Annotated in this window: 14 protein-coding genes and 1 other RNA gene; 8 read left to right on the top strand and 7 right to left on the bottom strand. The window is 75.0% G+C overall.

Translation table 11 applies throughout. The features are described 5' to 3' along the window. Positions 1–54: 54 nt before the first annotated feature. Positions 55–519 carry a hypothetical protein gene (locus ABZ858_RS01215; RefSeq protein ID WP_361370746.1) on the bottom strand — a complete coding sequence of 155 codons (465 nt, stop codon included), beginning with the start codon at positions 517–519 and terminating at the stop codon, positions 55–57. A gap of 313 nt (positions 520–832) precedes the next feature. Between ABZ858_RS01215 and ABZ858_RS01210 the strand changes: the two genes are divergently transcribed. After that, positions 833–2497 (top strand): translation initiation factor 2, encoded by a 1665-nt coding sequence (locus ABZ858_RS01210; protein ID WP_361370743.1) that lies wholly within the window; start codon positions 833–835, stop codon positions 2495–2497. A 109-nt stretch (positions 2498–2606) separates the two neighbouring features. Here the strand turns inward: ABZ858_RS01210 and ABZ858_RS01205 are convergent, their stop codons facing one another. The 3 genes from ABZ858_RS01205 to ABZ858_RS01195 form a co-directional block, all read right to left on the bottom strand. Beyond that, the gene (locus ABZ858_RS01205) at positions 2607–4559 is read right to left on the bottom strand and encodes an AAA family ATPase (RefSeq protein WP_361370740.1); all 1953 of its coding nucleotides are present in this window, start codon (positions 4557–4559) and stop codon (positions 2607–2609) included. Positions 4560–4875: 316 nt separating this feature from the next. Then, an RNA gene (rnpB, locus tag ABZ858_RS01200) (RNase P RNA component class A) lies at positions 4876–5277 on the bottom strand. Positions 5278–5323: 46 nt separating this feature from the next. Continuing rightward, positions 5324–5887, bottom strand: coding sequence for a helix-turn-helix domain-containing protein (locus ABZ858_RS01195; RefSeq protein ID WP_361370738.1), 564 nt, complete (start codon positions 5885–5887; stop codon positions 5324–5326). Positions 5888–6114: 227 nt separating this feature from the next. On the opposite strand from ABZ858_RS01195, the gene ABZ858_RS01190 reads away from it, so the two are divergent. From ABZ858_RS01190 to eda, 5 genes are all read left to right on the top strand, one after another. Beyond that, positions 6115–7791 (top strand): FAD-dependent monooxygenase, encoded by a 1677-nt coding sequence (locus ABZ858_RS01190; RefSeq protein ID WP_361370735.1) that lies wholly within the window; start codon positions 6115–6117, stop codon positions 7789–7791. Positions 7792–7864: 73 nt separating this feature from the next. After that, positions 7865–8632 carry a MerR family transcriptional regulator gene (locus ABZ858_RS01185; RefSeq protein ID WP_361370732.1) on the top strand — a complete coding sequence of 256 codons (768 nt, stop codon included), beginning with the start codon at positions 7865–7867 and terminating at the stop codon, positions 8630–8632. A 44-nt stretch (positions 8633–8676) separates the two neighbouring features. After that, the gene (locus ABZ858_RS01180) at positions 8677–9249 is read left to right on the top strand and encodes a hypothetical protein (protein ID WP_361370730.1); all 573 of its coding nucleotides are present in this window, start codon (positions 8677–8679) and stop codon (positions 9247–9249) included. 142 nt (positions 9250–9391) lie between these two features. Further along, on the top strand, positions 9392–10174 hold the full coding sequence (gene yaaA / locus ABZ858_RS01175) for a peroxide stress protein YaaA (RefSeq protein WP_361370727.1): 783 nt from the start codon (positions 9392–9394) through the stop codon (positions 10172–10174). A gap of 117 nt (positions 10175–10291) precedes the next feature. Continuing rightward, positions 10292–10951 carry a bifunctional 4-hydroxy-2-oxoglutarate aldolase/2-dehydro-3-deoxy-phosphogluconate aldolase gene (eda, locus tag ABZ858_RS01170; protein WP_361370724.1) on the top strand — a complete coding sequence of 220 codons (660 nt, stop codon included), beginning with the start codon at positions 10292–10294 and terminating at the stop codon, positions 10949–10951. Here the strand turns inward: eda and ABZ858_RS01165 are convergent. Genes ABZ858_RS01165 through ABZ858_RS01155 form a run of 3 tightly spaced genes read right to left on the bottom strand, consistent with a single transcriptional unit; the run spans position 10926 to position 13793 of the window. After that, the gene (locus ABZ858_RS01165; protein ID WP_361370721.1) at positions 10926–12179 is read right to left on the bottom strand and encodes a bifunctional RNase H/acid phosphatase; all 1254 of its coding nucleotides are present in this window, start codon (positions 12177–12179) and stop codon (positions 10926–10928) included. The two genes, eda and ABZ858_RS01165, sit on opposite strands and share 26 nt — an antisense overlap. 13 nt (positions 12180–12192) lie before the next feature. Next, the gene (locus ABZ858_RS01160; RefSeq protein WP_361371908.1) at positions 12193–12936 is read right to left on the bottom strand and encodes a C4-type zinc ribbon domain-containing protein; all 744 of its coding nucleotides are present in this window, start codon (positions 12934–12936) and stop codon (positions 12193–12195) included. Then, positions 12933–13793: a Nif3-like dinuclear metal center hexameric protein gene (locus tag ABZ858_RS01155; RefSeq protein WP_361370718.1), complete on the bottom strand. Its 861-nt coding sequence runs from the start codon at positions 13791–13793 to the stop codon at positions 12933–12935. The genes ABZ858_RS01160 and ABZ858_RS01155 overlap by 4 nt, the downstream gene beginning before the upstream one ends. Positions 13794–14036: 243 nt before the next feature. On the opposite strand from ABZ858_RS01155, the gene ABZ858_RS01150 reads away from it, so the two are divergent. Both ABZ858_RS01150 and ABZ858_RS01145 read left to right on the top strand, forming a co-directional pair. Then, positions 14037–15779, top strand: a complete 1743-nt coding sequence (locus ABZ858_RS01150) for a hypothetical protein (RefSeq protein ID WP_361370716.1) — start codon at positions 14037–14039, stop codon at positions 15777–15779. Positions 15780–15883: 104 nt separating this feature from the next. After that, the gene (locus ABZ858_RS01145) at positions 15884–16042 is read left to right on the top strand and encodes a hypothetical protein (protein WP_361370713.1); all 159 of its coding nucleotides are present in this window, start codon (positions 15884–15886) and stop codon (positions 16040–16042) included. Positions 16043–16098: the final 56 nt, after the last annotated feature.

Genomic DNA, 16098 nt, shown 5'->3' with positions numbered 1-16098 from the left:
GGCAGCGGCACCTCCCGAGCCGGACGCTGCCGCCGGGTACCTCACACGCCCGCGTCAAGAACTCCTGAGCGCGCCCACCGCCCCCTGGGCCTCCACCACGAAGTCCGTCTTCGCGCGGTGCAGGTCGTCCAGCGTCTCGTGGCGTCGCAGGCTCTCCAGGAACGCGGTCGCGGCAGCCGCTGCTTCCGGGGGGCCTTCGAGGACGACTCCGGCGTAGGCCCGCTGCAGCGGCAGCTCCTGGTCACCGCTGGCCCGGCCCGTCCGCTCGGCCAGGATCCTGGCTTCCGCGGCGCCGAGGAACTCGGCGTAGACCTGCTGCCGCAGAGCGATCGCACGCTGGACCTCCGCGCCCCGGAGCGTCATCCGGACCGACTCCAGCAACGCCGCCGCCTGCCGGTCGCCCGCGTGGCGGGCCGCCTCGGCCTGCCGTACGCCGGCGCTCCTGCTGTACCAGCCCGTGACCACACTGCCCACGATCGCCGCGCCCGCGGCGATCAGCGCGATACCCCATTCACCCATGCCGCCATCCTCGCGCCCGCGCACGGCACCGTGGTGTACTCCGGCCACATGTGCGTCAGGTATCACTCGCAGTCGCCGAAGACGGTGACCGGTACGATCGGGCCATGTCTCCGGAGGACGCCCACAAACCAGCGCCGACCTGCGCAAACAACACCTCTGGGCGAACATCTTCGGATAGAATCGACAATTGGGGCGACGGGCGACGGGCGACGGGCGACGGGCGACGGGCGACGGGCGACGGGCGACGGGCGACGGGCGACGGGCGACGGGCGACGGGCGACGGGCGACGGTGCTGCTCGCCGCTCGTTCGACGGTGGCCCTCTACCGCCTGCTGGACACGCTGCCCGCGCTGTCGGGCGATGACCGGATCACCCGGCTGTTCACCCTGGTACCCGGCTCCGACTTCGCCGTCGACGTGCTCTCCGCCGTCGAGGGCGTCGACGGGAGGCTGGTGCCCTGGAGCGAGGCCTGCTCCCGTTCGTACGACCTGGTCCTCGCGGCCAGTCCGAAAGGCGACCTGCGGCTGCTCCGCGGCCGGCACGTGCTGCTGCCGCACGGCGCGGGGTACAACAAGTCGATCCCCGGCGAGGGTTCGGACTCGGCGTCCGGACTCGACCCCGCCTACCTCCTGCGCGAGGACGACGACGGCGCACCCGTAGCCCTCCACGCGGTCGCCCACCCCGATCAGGTGGCACGGATCGCCGCGGTCGACCGGCGAGCCGCCGGCCGGGCCAAGGTCGTCGGTGACCCCACCCTGGAACGCGTCCTCGCCTCCCGCCCGTCGCGGGAGCGCTACCGCGCCGCGCTGGGCACGGGAGCGCGCAGGCTTGTCGTGCTGGCCTCCACCTGGGGACCGGAGTCGCTGCTGCGCCGCCACCCCGATCTGCCGGCCCGGCTGGCCGCCCGGCTCCCCCAGGACGAGTACCAACTGGCACTGGTGGTCCACCCCAACGAGCACAGCCTGCTCGGCTCCTACGAACTGACCGAGCGCCTCGCGCCCGCCCTCGACGCCGGCATGGTCCTCGCGCGGCCCCACGAGGAGTGGGCGTCCGTCCTGATCGCCGCCGACGCGCTGGTCACCGACCACGGGTCCGCGGCGCTGTACTACTGCGCCGCGCAGGACCGGCCCGCCGTGAGCGTCTACCAGGACGGCGTCGAACTGATACCCGGCAGCCCCATGCACGAACTCCTGCGCCGGATACCGCGGCTGGACTCCGCCGGGAACCTGGAAGCGGCCCTGCGCGCCTACCGGCCGGGAACAGGCCGGGAGGTCGCCCAGGCGGCCTTCGCGCACCAGGGAAGAGCGCTGGCGCTGCTGCGCGCCGAGTTGTACGCCCTGCTCGGCCTGACTCCCCTGGCCCTCGCCGGCCCGCCCCGTGTCCTGCCCCCGCCCACCCCCGCCGACCGCACCCCCGCGGCCTTCGACGTGGACGCGGAGGTGGACACGGGGGTGGACCCGGAGCCGGACACGGGAGTGGACGCGGTGGGGGCCGGCGGCAGGGTCCGCGTCGCCCGCCGTCCCGTGGGGATCGGTCCGCCCGGCCATCATCTGGCCGTGGAGCACGGGCTCGCGAGCGAAGCCCTCGTCCGCTCGGCGGGACTGCTGTACCGGCGCCCGCTGCCCACCTCCGACGCCGCGTCAGGAGTGTCCTGGACGTCCGACGGCTGGGCCCGCGACGCGCTGTCCGCGTATCCGGGCTGCCGTTCGGCCGCGGCGATCCTGCCCTCCGGCCTCGTCCTGTTCCGGACCCGCGGTCACGCCGACGCGTACGCCGTCCGGGCCGAGCCCCGCGGCGAGGGCGGCCGGGTGGCGCGCGTCGACCCGGCCGCCGTGGCGTCGGCGGTCCACGCCTGGTTCCTGCGCCGCCGTCCCGCCGCCCCGGTCGCTCCGAGCCGGCTGAGCTGCGTCATCGGCGACCGCGCCTTCGCCCTCGCCCTGCGTCCGGCCACGAGCGCGGAGGCCACGGAGGCCTTCTGAGACGGTACTCCAACGGTCGTACGGCCCTATCGCGGCAAGGCCGCCCTATGGCCGTAAGACCCTATCGCCGTAAGAAGCCATCGCCGTGCGGCGCCATCGCCGTACGGCGCTACGCGTCCAGACCGTTGTGCCGCCGGATGTCGTGGGCGGCGGCACGGTGTTCCGCCGCCTCGGCGCCGCGCCCCTCGGTCTGGGCCAGCCCGGCCAGCGCGTCGTGGACGCGGGCCTGGTCGAAGCCGGACCGCCGCCGGCGCGCCGCTCGCAGTGACTCCTCGTACAGGGGGCGGGCCCGGTCCGTACGGCCCATCCGGGCCAGCACCCCGGCGAGCGCGAAGCCCGTACGGCGGGACATCCTCTCGCGGCCCTGCGCCACGGCCAGCTCGTGCGCCTCGGCGAGCAGTTCGTGCGCCGCCTCCAGCTCACCGAGCTTCGCCCGGGCCTCGCCCAGCCGGTACGTCTGGAGCATGGCTCCGTAGGGATTGGGGATCGCCAGGTGCATCCGGTGCGACCGCGCGAACCCGGCCGCGGCAGAGCCCCATTCGCCCCGGGCGCCGTCGAGCATGCCGCGGAACTCGACCAGTGACGCGGCGAGCTTGCGGTCCCGCTCGCTGTCGCCGAGTCCCCCGAGCGCCGCTTCGGCGTGGTCGAGCTGGTCCTGCGCCTCGTCCACCGCACCCGCCTCCCACAGCTGGCGGGCGAGCTGGCACCGTGTGCGCACCAGCCAGGCTGGCCGCCCGCCGTCGCGGACCGCGGAGGTGACGGCGAGTCGCAGGGCGCCGATGACGTCGGACTGGTGCGGGTGGTCCAGCGCGTACGTCCACACCGGCTCGGACAGAGCCACCACCTCGGCGTCCATCCCGCGCTCGTGGGCCAGGCGCAGGGACGCGAAGAGCACATGGCGGTGCCCGTACAGCCAGGCGGACGCACGGTCGGCACGAGCGGCCGCCTCCAGGGGGTCGGCGGTCGCCTTCGGGTCCTCCAGCGCGACGTCCGGCGCCTCGGCCAGGGCGGTGAACGCGTCACCGACGAGGAGCCGGGGACCGGCGGCGAACCGGTCGGCCCGCTGGAACTGCCGGACGAGCCAGCGCAGAAGCCTTCCGAGGCTCTCTTCCACCTCCCCTTCCCGGGCGTCCTGGCGTGAGCGGCGCAGGGCGTGGGCGCGCAGGGGGCCGGGCAGGCGCATCCGGCCGTCCGCCGAGGACAGCAGCTCGCTCAGGTCCAGCAGACCTGTCCTGTCCAGTTCCTCAAGGGCTCCTTCGCACTCCTCGGGCCCCCGCCCCAGCAGTGTCGTGGCGGAATCCAGCGTGAAGGTCGCCGCGGGGTGGTGCGGAAGGAGACGGTAGAGCCGGGCCGCGGTGGGGGACAGGCCCTCGTACACGGTGTCCCAGAACCGCTCCACGCCGGGAACGCCCTTCTCCTCCCATGCGTTCCGCAATTGCGGAACGAGACGGGACAGAGGCCGCAGCCGGTGCTCGCGCATCCACCCGCCGGCGACGTGGAGTGCCGCCGGCATCCCCTCGCACAGCCGCACCAGCGCCCGTACGGACTCGGGGTCGGCCGCCAGCCTGGGGTCCCGTACGACCAGTTCCAGCAGCTCGGTCGCCGCCCACTCCTCCAGCGGCGGCACCGGCACGCCGAGCGCGGCTCCGTCCTCCAGGTCACGCAGAGGGCTGTGGCTGGTGACGATCACCAGGCTCTTCCCCGACGCCGGCAGCAGCGGGACGATCTCCGACGCGTACCGGGCGTTGTCCACGATCAGGATCAGCCGTACGTCGGCGGTCTTGCTCCAGTACTGGCTGCACCGCGCCTTGAACTGCGCCGAGACAAAGGCCGGCTCCACGTCGAAGGATTCCAGTAACTGCGCGAGCACGTCGCCCGGGTCGGCCGCACCGCCCATCCGGAAGTCGTCGAGGTCCACGGACAGGATCCCGTCGGGATACTCGTCGCGGAGCACCCGGGCGATCAGCCGAGCCAGCTCCGTCTTGCCCATGCCCTGGGGCCCGCTGAGCGTGACGAGCAGCGGCCGGGAACGCCCGGTCCACTCCCGCACCGCACGGAGCACGCTCTCCCGCTGCTCGTCACGGTCGACGAAACACGCAGGTTCAGGAGGAAGCTGTACTCTCACGGACCCGTCCCCACCTTCATGACCTTCATGTCTCGGCGCCCCGGCGATCGGGCAACACCAGACTCTAGCGGCCAAGTTGGAGACAGGCGGCGGGGACACACGAGCGGGGGCAGGCGGGGCGGGGCCCCGGGGGGGGGGGAGCGGGACGCGGTCGCGGAGCACGGGCGTCGCGTTGCACAAGAAGCCGCTTCGAGAAAGCCGCACCGAAGAAGCCGCTTCGGGAAAGCCGCTCCGGAAAGCCGCTTCGAAGGGGCAGACGAGTCGGGCTGTACGCCGGGTTCTGTACCGGGGACCCTCGCGGGTCGTCCGGTGACGGCCATCCATCTAGGGCCGGCGTTGCCGCCGGTCTCGTGCGGTCCACCCGCGGACTCGGGCGGGCAGCCCTCGAACGTCCGCGCAGAAACACCGGGGTGTTTCCTTTTGACCTTGCTCCGGGTGGGGTTTACCTAGCTGCCCAGGTCGCCCTGGGCACTGGTGGTCTCTTACACCACCGTTTCACCCTTACCGGGGGCCGAAGCTCCCGGCGGTCTGTTTTCTGTGGCACTGTCCCGCGGGTCACCCCGGGTGGCCGTTAGCCATCACCCTGCCCTGTGGAGCCCGGACGTTCCTCGGGAAGCCCCTCGCGGGAACTTCACGCGGCCGTCCGCCCGGCTCGTCTGCCGTGCCGACCATGATACCGCCCGGTGGGACGGCCCCCGGCATCAGCTCGGCCCCGCCGGGAAGGCCCGCTCCAGCGCGTCGAATGCCTCGGTCAGCCGCCGCCGGTGGTCCTCGCCGATCGCGTCGGCCCGCTCCCCCGCCAGGAGGCGGCCCGCGGAGGTGACGTAGACCGTGCGGTACGCCGCCACGGCCAGGGCGGCGAGGAGGCGGGGGTCGTGGACCTCCGGCGCGCTCTCGGCGAGGGCCGCGGCCAGCGCGTCCTCCAGTTCCCCGACCCCTTCGCGGGCCCGGTCGCGCAGGGTCGGCGAGTCGAGGACGATCCGCCAGAAGCCCGCATAGCGGTCGCCCACGCCGGACAACGGGTGGCCGCTGTCGAGCAGTTCGAGGGCGAGGCGGCGCAGGGCGGTGAGCGGGTGCTCCCCGGCCGCGCGGCCGCGCACCGCCCGCGCGCACAGGTCGGCCGCCTCGGGGATGCGGTCGAGGAACAGGTCCTCCTTGCGCGGGAAGTAGTTGAAGACCGTCATCGCGGAGACCCCGGCGGCCCGGGCGATCTCCGCCACGGTCACCCGGTCGAAGCCGCGCTCCCTGAAGAGCACGGTCGCCACGTCCGAGAGCCGCCGCCTGGTCTCGCGCTTCTTGCGTTCCCGCAGGGACGGCTCCGACGACTCTGACGGGTTCGACGCGGGTGACGGGGGTGGCGGGGGTGACGGGGGTGACGGGGTCGGTGTCTGTGACGTCTGCGGGGGCTCCGGGGGGCGCGGGGCGGCTGTTCCGTGATCGGTCATGAAAAAAATTGTAGCGGACATAAAGTTTTAGTGGCTATAGTGTTGTCATGACCAATTACGACGTGGTGGTGGCCGGAGCCGGCCCGGTGGGACTGTTCCTCGCGTGCGAGCTGAGGCTCGGCGGAGCGCGGGTGCTGGTGATCGAGCGGCTGACCGAGGTGGACGAGACGATCAAGGCGGGCGCGATCAACACGCCGAGCGCCGTGACGCTGTACCGGCGGGGTCTGCTGCCCGAGCTGGCGGCGGTCTGGGAGCAGGCACGGAGCCGGATGCGCGCGTTCCGGCCCGGGGGCGGGGACGGCGCGGGTGCCGGGCAGCGGATGCCGCCCAAGTTCGCCGGGCACTTCGCCGGGATCATGATGGACGCGGAGCTGTTCGACGACTCCGATCCCGCGTTCGCGGACGTCGGCCCCGCCGACCGGACCGGCCTCGGCGTCCCGCAGGCGGAACTGGAACGCATCCTCGCCGCGCGCGCCGAACGGCTCGGCGTCGAGATCCGCCGGGGCGTCGCGCTGACCGGCTTCGAGGAGAAGTTCGAGGAGAGGTTCGAGGACGACGGCAACGGGACCGAGGGCGGTGACCGGCGGGAGGGCGTGATCGTGCACCTCGCCCCCGCCCCTGCCGCCGCCGGCGGCTCCGGCTCCGGCGCCCCCGCGCCCGAGTACGTCCGCGCCTCCTGGCTCGTCGGCTGCGACGGCGGCCGCAGCACCGTCCGCAAGCTCGCCGGGTTCGACTTCCCCGGTACGTCGCCGGAGATCACCGGCTACCAGGCGATCGCCGACCTGACCGGCGCCGAGAAGCTGGGCACCGGCTGGAACACGACCGAGGCCGGTACGTACGCCCACGGGCCGTTCCCGGGCCGGGTGCTCACCGTGGAGTTCGACGGGCCGCCGGCCGACCGGTCGGCGCCGGTCACGGCGGAGGAGCTGCAGGCCAGCCTGCGCCGGGTCTCCGGCGTCCCGGACGTGACGGTGACGAAGATGCGGTCGGTGACCCGCTTCACCGACAACGCCCGCCAAGCCTCCACCTACCGCAAGGGCCGGGTGCTGCTCGCCGGTGACGCCGCCCATGTGCACTCGCCGTTCGGCGGGCAGGGGCTGAACCTCGGCATCGGCGACGCCATGAACCTGGGCTGGAAGCTGGCCGCCGTGGTGCGCGGGTCGGCGCCCGAGGCGCTGCTGGACACCTACACCGCCGAGCGGCATCCGATCGGCGCCTGGGTGCTGGACTGGACCCGCGCGCAGATCGCCCTGATGCGGCCGGACCGGCACGCCCGCGCGCTGCGCCGCGTGGTGACCGACCTGGCGCTGACGACGACCGGCACCACGTATCTGGTCAAGCAGATATCCGGCATCTGGCAGCGCTACGACCTGCCCGGCGACCACCCGCTCGTCGGCGCGAGCGCGCCCGACCTGGAGCTGTCCGACGGCGACCGCCTCGGCGACCGCCTGCACCAGGGCCGGGGCCTCCTGCTCGACCTCACCGGCGACCCCGCCGTCCGGGCGTACGCCGACGGATACGCCGACCGCGTCGACGTCATCACCACCCGCTGCCCCACCCGCCCCGGCCTGGCCGCCCTGCTGGTCCGCCCGGACGGCTTCGTCGCCTGGGCCAAGGACACGGAACCGGCCGCGCCGAGCACCAGCACCAGCACCAGCACCGACCCCCTGCCCGCCGCCCTGGAGCGCTGGTTCGGCACACCGGTCGCCGTCCCCCTCCCTTGAGGGCGGCCGTAAGCCGTGCCGTGCCGTGCCGTGAGCTTGACCTTGACGCGGCGTCAACGTCTGTACTGGTCCCATGCGGATCGGAGAACTCGCGGCGGCCGTCGGCGTCACCACGCGGACCGTGCGGCACTACCACCACCTGGGCCTGCTGCCGGAACCCGAGCGGCGCTCCAACGGCTACCGCGACTACACCCTGCGCCACGCCGTCGCCCTCGCCCGGATCCGGCGGCTGACCGAACTGGGCCTGGGCCTCGGTGAGGTGCGGGACGCGCTGGCCGATGACGCCGGGCGCGACCTGACCGAGGTACTGGAGGAACTGGACGCCGATCTCGCGCGCCAGGAGGCGGCGGTGCGCGAGCGGCGGGCCCGGTTGCGCGCCCTGCTGGACGGGGGCGGGCCGCCCGCCGAGGGGCCCGTCTCCCCCGAGCTGGCCGCGCTGTTCGCCGGGACGGCCGCGCACGCGCCGGACTCCCCGATGGCCGCCAAGGACCGGGAGCTGCTCGCCCTGCTGGACACCTCGGCGGCCCCGGAGGACCGGGAGCGCCTGCTGGCCGGGCTGCGCGAGATCCTGGGCTCGCCGGTGGCCGTGCGGCGGATGCGGGAGGCGTACGCGCTGCTCGACGCGCTCGCGGACGCCTCCCCCGACGATCCGCGCGTGGCCCGGGCGGCCCGGGCGCTGGCCGGGCTGGTGCCCGCCGGGCTGGTCCCGGCCGGGGCGGCGCCGGGCGCCGGGTTCGGCCACGACCAGGGGTTCCTGCGCGCGCTGTACGCGGACTTCGCGCCGGCCCAGGCGGCGGCGTTCCGGCACGCGCTGGAGCTGATCGACCGGAATCGGCCCTGAACACCACCTGCGCCGCACGGCATCGGGGAACGGAGGAGACAGACATGGTGCGGATCGCGTACGTCCTGATACGGCACGAGCTGCGGCTGCTGGGGAGCCTGGGGCTGTGGGTGGGGCGGCGGACCCATGGCGGTGGCGAGGGGGAGGTGTTCGGGCATGCCAGGGGGCAGGGGATCATGCTGTTCGGGCTGGGGTTCGTGGGCGTGATCGAGCTGCTGGGGATGTCGGTGCTGCTGCGGGGCCGGCCGGCGCTGGAGCGGGTCGTGCTCGTGGTGGACGTGTACACGGTCGTCCTGGTGGTCGCCCTGTACGCCGCCTCCGTCGTCCGGCCGCACGTGCTCACGCGGGACGCCCTGCGCGTCCGCCGGGGCGCCCATGTCGACCTGCGGGTCCCGCTGGAGCGGATCGCCGCCGTCCGCCGGGAGACGCGCTCGCCGCAGTCGCGGCGGGCCGAGGGCGAACTCGAACTCGCCGCGAACGGGCAGACCACCGTCACCCTGGAACTCACCGAGCCGGTGGAGCACACCACCTTCCTGGGCCGGCGGCGCCCGGTGCGGGTGGTCCGCTTCCACGCGGACGAGCCGGACCGGCTGGTGGCCGCCCTCCGCCAGGACTGACCCTCCACCGGGACCGGCCCGCCGCCGGGGCTGACCCGGAACCTATCGGACCGGCCCCGCCCAGGACCGACCGACCGGCCCCCGCCGGGCACCGCTCACGGTGCCCGTACGCTGGCCCGGAGCCCTACCCGAAGGAGAACCCGTGCTCGTCCTGCTGCCGCCCTCCGAAGGCAAGGCCGCGCCCGGCCGTGGTGCCCCGCTGGAGCTGGAGTCGCTGTCGCTGCCGGGGCTCACCGAGGCCCGGCGGGCCGTGCTCGGTGAGCTGGTCGAGCTGTGCTGCGGGGACGAGGAGAAGGCGCGCGAGGTGCTCGGGCTGAGCGAGGGGCTGCGCGGCGAGGTCGGCAAGAACGCCGCGCTGCGCACGGCCGGGACCCGGCCCGCCGGGGAGATCTACACCGGTGTGCTCTACGACGCCCTCGGCCTCGCCACCCTCGACCCGGCCGCCCGGGAGCGTGCCGCGCGCTCGCTGCTGGTCTTCTCGGGGCTGTGGGGGGCGGTCCGGGTGACCGACCGGATCCCCTCCTATCGCTGCTCGATGGGGGTGAAGCTGCCCGCGCTCGGCGCGCTCGGCGCGTACTGGCGCGCGCCGATGGCCGCCGCGCTGCCGGCGGCGGCCGGGGACGGGCCGGTCCTCGACCTGCGCTCCGCCGCGTACGCGACCGCCTGGAAGCCCAAGGGCGAGGTCGCCGAGCGGACGGCGACCGTGCGGGTGCTGCACGCGCCCACCCGCAAGGTGGTCAGCCACTTCAACAAGGCGACCAAGGGCCGGATCGTACGGAGCCTGCTGTCGGCCGGGGCCGCGCCCGAGGGTCCCGCCGAGCTGGTGGAGGTGCTGCGCGGTCTCGGGTACGAGGTGGAGGCGCAGGCGCCCGCCCGGGCGGGCCGGGGCTGGTCGCTGGACGTGCTGGTGAGCGAGGTCCACTGACCACCCCCTGTCCGTCCGCCACCACCCACCCCCCTGATCCGTCCGCCACCACCCCTTCGTGTTGCACCCTGCGCAATGCGCTTTGCGCAGGGTGTTCGGCGTGGGCAGGATGAGGCCATGTCCTCCATGTCCCCCTCCGCGCTGCCCGCCTCCGTGCTGGACCTCGCCCCCGTCGTGCCCGTGGTCGTCCTCGACGACGCCTCGCTCGCGGTACCGCTGGCGCGTGCGCTGGTGGCCGGCGGGCTGCCCGCGATCGAGGTCACCCTGCGCACCCCGGCCGCGCCGGACGTCATCCGGGCGATGGCCGGCGAGGTGCGGGAAGCGGTCGTGGGCGCCGGTACGGTCGTCACGCCCGCGCAGGTGACGCAGTGCGTGGCGGCGGGGGCCCGGTTCCTGGTCAGCCCCGGCTGGACGGACGCGCTGCTGTCGGCCATGGAGGCGTCCGGGGTGCCGTTCCTGCCGGGGGTCTCCACCGCCTCCGAGGTGGTGGCGCTGCTGGAGCGCGGGGTGCGGGAGATGAAGTTCTTCCCGGCCGAGGCGGCCGGCGGCACCGCCTACCTCGCCTCGCTCGCCGGTCCGCTCCCCCAGGCCCGCTTCTGCCCCACCGGCGGCATCGGGGCCGCCACCGCGCCCGACTACCTGGCGCTGCCCAACGTCGGCTGCGTCGGCGGGAGCTGGATGGTCCCGGCGGACGCGGTGGCCGCCCGCGACTGGCCGCGGATCGAGCACCTGGCCCGCGAGGCGGCGGCGCTCAGCGCAGGTGGGACGTGTCGTTGAGGAGCCGGACGCTGGCGTTGCCGTCCGTGTAGTACGCCACCGCCGACAGCGAGGCCGCCGACAGCTCCATCCGGAACAAGGACTCCGGCGGGGCGCCGAGGGCCAGGCGCACCAACGTCTTGATCGGCGTGACGTGGGTGACGAGCAGGACCGTGCGGCCCGTGTACGCCGCGAGCAGCTCGTCCCGGGCGGCGGCGATCCGGACGGCGGTGGCCGCGAAGCTCTCGCCGCCGCCGGTGGGTTCGGCGTCCGGGGAGGCCAGCCAGGCGTTCAGGTCGTCCGGGTGGCGCTCGCCCACCTCGGCGAAGGTGAGCCCCTCCCACGCGCCGAAGTCGGTCTCGCGCAGCCCGTCCTCCACCGTCACGTCCAGGCCGAGGCGGGCGGCGACCACGGCGGCGGTCTCGCGGGTGCGGGCGAGCGGGGAGGACACCACGGCCTGGACCGTGCCGCGCCGGGCGAGCGCCGCCGCGGCCCTCGCCGCCTGCTCCCGGCCCGCGTCGGACAGCGACGGATCGCTGCCGCCGCTCCCGGAGAACCGCTTCTGCGGGGTCAGCGGCGTCTCCCCGTGCCGCAGCAGCACGAACACGGCGGGCGCGCCGAGATCGGCGGGGGCCCAGCCGGGGGCGGTGGTCGCCGGGGTGGCCTCGGGGGCGGGGGCCGGGGTGGTCTCGGCGGCGATGAGTGACGTACCGGCGGCGGGCGCGCCCGCCGCCACCGAGGCAGCGGCCCGCACGTCACCGGCGCCCTCCGCGCCCTCCGCCGCGCCGCGCGTCCCCGCGTCCGGTTCCGCCGTCGACGCCGACGGCGACCACGGCTCGCCGCGCGCGCCCGCGTCCATCGCCTCGTTGGCCAGGCGGTCGGCGTGCTTGTTGCGGGCGCGGGGGATCCACTCGTAGGTGACGCGGCCGGGCGGGAAGACGCGGGCCGCCTCGGTGGCGAGGGGCTTGAGATCGGGGTGCTTGATCTTCCAGCGGCCCGACAGCTGCTCGACGACGAGCTTGGAGTCCATCCGGACGTGCACCGAGGCCGCCGGGTCCAGGGCGTGCGCGGCGCGCAGGCCGGCCAGCAGGCCCCGGTACTCGGCGACGTTGTTGGTGGCGGTGCCCAGGTACTCGGCGGCCTCCGCCAGCGTCTGCCCGGTCGCCGCGTCGAGCACCACCGCGCCGTAGCCCGCGGGCCCCGGGTTGCCCCGCGACCCGCCGTCCGCCTCGATGATGAACTCCCGCACCCCGGACGCTCCCCTACAGGCCGGACTCGGCGGTGCGCACCAGGATGCGGCGGCAGTTCTCGCAGCGTACGACCGTGTCGGGGGCGGCCGCGCGGATCTCGCTCAGCTCGGTGATGGCCAGCTCCTGGCGGCAGCCCTGGCAGGTGCGCTGGTAGAGCTTGGCCGCGCCGATGCCGCCCTGCTGCTCGCGCAGCTTGTCGTAGAGCCCCAGCAGGTCGGCGGGGACGGCGGCGGCCACGACCTCGCGCTCCTTGGTCACGGAGGCGGCCTCGCCGTCCAGTTCCTGGAAGGCGGTGTCCCGGCGGGCGGCGGCGTCGTCGGCCTTGGCCTGCACGGAGGCGACCCGCTCGGTCAGCTCGGCGACCCGCTCCTGCGCGGACTCGCGGCGCTCCATGACCTCCAGGACGACGTCCTCCAGGTCACCCTGGCGCTTGGCGAGGGAGGCGATCTCGTGCTGGAGGCCCGCGAGGTCCTTGGGGGAGGTGACCGCGCCGGAGTCCAGGCGCTGCTGGTCGCGGGTGGCGCGGGTGCGCACCTGGTCCACGTCCTGCTCGGCCTTGGTCTGCTCGCGGGCGCAGTCGCTCTCCTCGGTCTGCGCGGCCACGAGCAGGTCGCGCAGTTGCGTGAGGTCCTTGGTCAGCGACTCGATCTCGGCGTGCTCGGGCAGCGACCTGCGCTTGTGCGCGAGCTGCTGGAGGCGGACGTCGAGGGCCTGGACGTCCAGGAGTCGGATCTGGTCGGCGGGCGCGGCGTTCAGTTGGGGGCTCCCAAGGGGTTGTCGGTGCTTGCGGTGGACGCCGCGTGGGCGGTCCAGGGGTCGGTGACCGTCCTGGAGACGTGGACCCGCAGGTCCCATCCGTGCCGGTCGGAGATCTCGTCGAGCTGGGCGGCGGCCAGCTCGCACCAGGGCCACTCGGTGGCCCAGTGCGCCGCGTCGAGCAGCGCGAGGGGACTGTGGGCGCGGGCCTCGGAGGCCGGGTGGTGGCGCAGGTCCGCGGTGAGGAACGCGTCGACGCCGGCGGCCCGTACGGCGTCGAAGAGGCTGTCGCCGGAGCCGCCGCTGACGGCGACCGTGCGCACGGGGGCCTCCGGGTCGCCGGCGACGCGGATGCCCTGCGCGGTGGCGGGCAGCCGCTCGGCGGCGCGGGCGGCGAGTTCGCGCACGGTCAGCGGGTGGTCGAGCACGCAGACCCGGCCCAGGCCCCGGCGGCCCTCCGGGTCGGTGCGGTCGGGCACGAGGGGCCGTACGACCCGGAGATCCAGGGCACCGGCGAGGGCGTCGCTGACGCCCGGGTCGGCGGTGTCCGCGTTGGTGTGGGCGACGTGCAGGGCGATGTCGTTCTTGATCAGCGCGTGCACGGTGCGGCCCTTGGCGGTGGAGGCCGCCACCGTGGTCGTACCGCGCAGGTAGAGCGGGTGATGGGTGACGAGCAGGTCGGCGCCGAGCTTCACCGCCTCGTCGACGGTCTCCTGGACCGGGTCGACGGCGAACAGGACCCGGCCGACCTCCTGGTCCGGATCGCCCACGACGGTGCCGACCGCGTCCCAGGACTCGGCCCGCTCGGCGGGCCACAGGTCCTCCAGCGCGGCGATGACTTCAGACAGACGGGGCACGAGTGCAAGGCTACCTGGGTGTTCGGCGCCGCTGAACCGGTGCCGCCGCGCCGGCCGGGCCCGTACCGCCGGCCCGGCGGGGGCGTGTCCGTCTCGCGCAGACGTTCTGGGTTTCTCCAGCACAAACGTTCCGCTTTTCTCAGCGGAATCGTTCCTCGGCCACCCGTATGGGTGAAGCGTCCGCCCGCCGGTCCCCCGCCTGTGCGTACGAAAACTAGCGTCCTCACAGGAGGTGACCGAGCAATGACAGTCTGTGCCTCTCCGGGGCTCTCGGCAGCACGCGAACAGGAGGGCGCCCCACCGCCGCCGGCGGCCGACGAGGACGGCGGCCTGCCGCGGGCGGGCTGCGCCATCACGGCGGACGGCGCCTACGCCGCCCGGCTCGTCCGCGGCGGCGGCTCCTGGTACCCGGAGCGCTGGACGCTGGACGGCCCCGAGCCGTACGCGGTGCCGCTGCCCGGCAACCAGCCCGAGGAGCCCGGCACCGAGGTGCAGCCGATGGGCGACGGCCGGGTCCTCATCCGGCGCCTGGTGGCCGGCCGGCACGCCTTCTCCCTGCTGTACCCGACCGGTCCCGGCACCGGGGAGCTGCTGCTGGGCGCCGTCGAGTGCCCCGACCGCACCCGGCTGCGGCTGCTGCCGTGCGCGCCCGGCGGGCAGCGGGCGTACGCGCTCGCCGTGGGCCCGCGCACTTCGGCGGTGTGGCTGGTGGCGGGCGGCGCCTTCGGGCCGGAGCTGCTGGCCGAGGTGCCGGGCCAGTGCTCGGGCGGGGTCTGGCTGGACCGCGCCGGGCGGCTGCTCGCGCTGGACCGGCACATCGGCGGGCGCACCAAGACGGTGGTGGTGGACCTGGGGCGGGGCGGTGAGATGTCGCCGCTGCTGCAGATCGCGCCGGACAGCGACGACCGGCTGCTGCTCGCCGACCCCGACAGCGGGCTGCTGCTGATCCGCTCGGACGCGCCGTCGCCCGGGCGGCCGCGGCTGGGCTGGGGCGTGGTCGGCAGCACCCTTCCGGTGCGGTTCCCGGAGAGCCTGCGGCTGCCGGACTGCGTGGTGACGCCGTTCGCCGTCCAGCCGGGGCAGGTGCTGACCCCGGAGCAGTGCGGGGTGGCGCTGCGCTGCGACGGTCCGTTCGGCAGCTGGGTCGGGGTGTGGCGGCCCGCCGAGCGCCGGGTACGCCACCTCCCCGCGCCCGAGGGCTGGCTGTCCGGCGCCGGACTGTGGACGGACGAGGGGGCGCTGCTGCTGCCGTACAGCACGGGGGCGGTGCCCTGCGGGCTGGCGCGGTGGGCACCGCCGGGCACCCGGGAGACGGCGGACACCCCGCCCGTGGCCCCGCCGCCCCGCCCGGGACCGGCACCGCGTCCGGCCCGCCGGGGCCGCTGGGTACCGGTACGGCCTCCGACGCTGTACGCCGCGGCGGGCGCCCGGGGTGAGGGAGGGGAGGCCGGTCCCTCCGACGACCGACGGCCGGAACCGGGCCGCGCGCCGGACTCCGCGCCGGGCGGACAGCCCGGGGGGACGCCGGGGCGCGGCGCGAGCGAGGGGGTGGGCGGCGGCGGCCCGGGCGACGGGGCAGGCAGTGGAGCGGGGGCCCGCACGGGCGGCGGGACGATGGCGAGACCGGGAGCAGCCGTGGACCGGGTCCTGGGCGGCGGGGGGCCGGCGGGGAAGCCGGGCGAACCCGTGCGGCGCACGCTGGGCGAGGGCTCGGACCGGATGGGCGAGAGCCCGATCGGGGCGCCGGCCGGTGCGACAACCGCCGCGCACACCGCCGCCGTACCGCCCTCCGCTCACACCGCCGTACCGATCCCCGAACCCGCCACTCCCCTCTCCACCCCCGTCCTCGCCCCCCTCACACCCCCACCCCCCGACCCGGAATCAGAGCTTCCGTCGCCCTTTGTTCCTCGGCCCGTCACCCTGCAGCAAGCGGCGTCGACCGGGCGGATGACAGGGCGGGTCACGGGGCAGATGGAGAGCCGGTAACAAAGTCGTGCCGGTTGGCGTGGCCGCCTGGATTTCGCCCGAGGTGTGCCGGTTACACTCGCCCGGCTGTACGAAAGATGATGTTGACGGGGTGAGTTCTTCCGATGAGCGACGCCAGCACGACCCAGCCGTTTCCGGCCGAGGACCTGGAGGACCAGGGACACGGCAAGCACCGCGGTCCGGTCTCCGCCCACGAGGGCGGGACGGTCCCCAGCGGCCGGCACCGCAAGCCGGCCGAGGCACAGGCCGAAGCGGCGGCCTGACGGCAGGTACGGAGAGAGCGTGCGCAGCGGCCCCGCCCCCGGGGAGGACTCGGGGG

Origin of the sequence: Streptomyces sp. NPDC047017, assembly GCF_040644175.1 — a bacterium.
In the GTDB taxonomy this organism is placed as follows: domain Bacteria; phylum Actinomycetota; class Actinomycetes; order Streptomycetales; family Streptomycetaceae; genus Streptomyces.
The sequence above is the reverse complement of the archived record's forward strand: the minus strand, read 5'-3'. Positions and strand labels throughout refer to the sequence as shown.

Coding starts and splice junctions, on each gene's coding strand:
- ABZ858_RS01150 (WP_361370716.1), top strand. CDS start 14,037: ATGACAGTCTGTGCCTCTCCGGGGCTCTCGGCAGCACGCGAACAGGAG.
- ABZ858_RS01185 (WP_361370732.1), top strand. CDS start 7,865: ATGCGGATCGGAGAACTCGCGGCGGCCGTCGGCGTCACCACGCGGACC.
- eda (WP_361370724.1), top strand. CDS start 10,292: ATGTCCTCCATGTCCCCCTCCGCGCTGCCCGCCTCCGTGCTGGACCTC.
- ABZ858_RS01190 (WP_361370735.1), top strand. CDS start 6,115: ATGACCAATTACGACGTGGTGGTGGCCGGAGCCGGCCCGGTGGGACTG.
- ABZ858_RS01145 (WP_361370713.1), top strand. CDS start 15,884: ATGAGCGACGCCAGCACGACCCAGCCGTTTCCGGCCGAGGACCTGGAG.
- ABZ858_RS01215 (WP_361370746.1), bottom strand. CDS start 519: ATGGGTGAATGGGGTATCGCGCTGATCGCCGCGGGCGCGGCGATCGTG.
- ABZ858_RS01180 (WP_361370730.1), top strand. CDS start 8,677: ATGGTGCGGATCGCGTACGTCCTGATACGGCACGAGCTGCGGCTGCTG.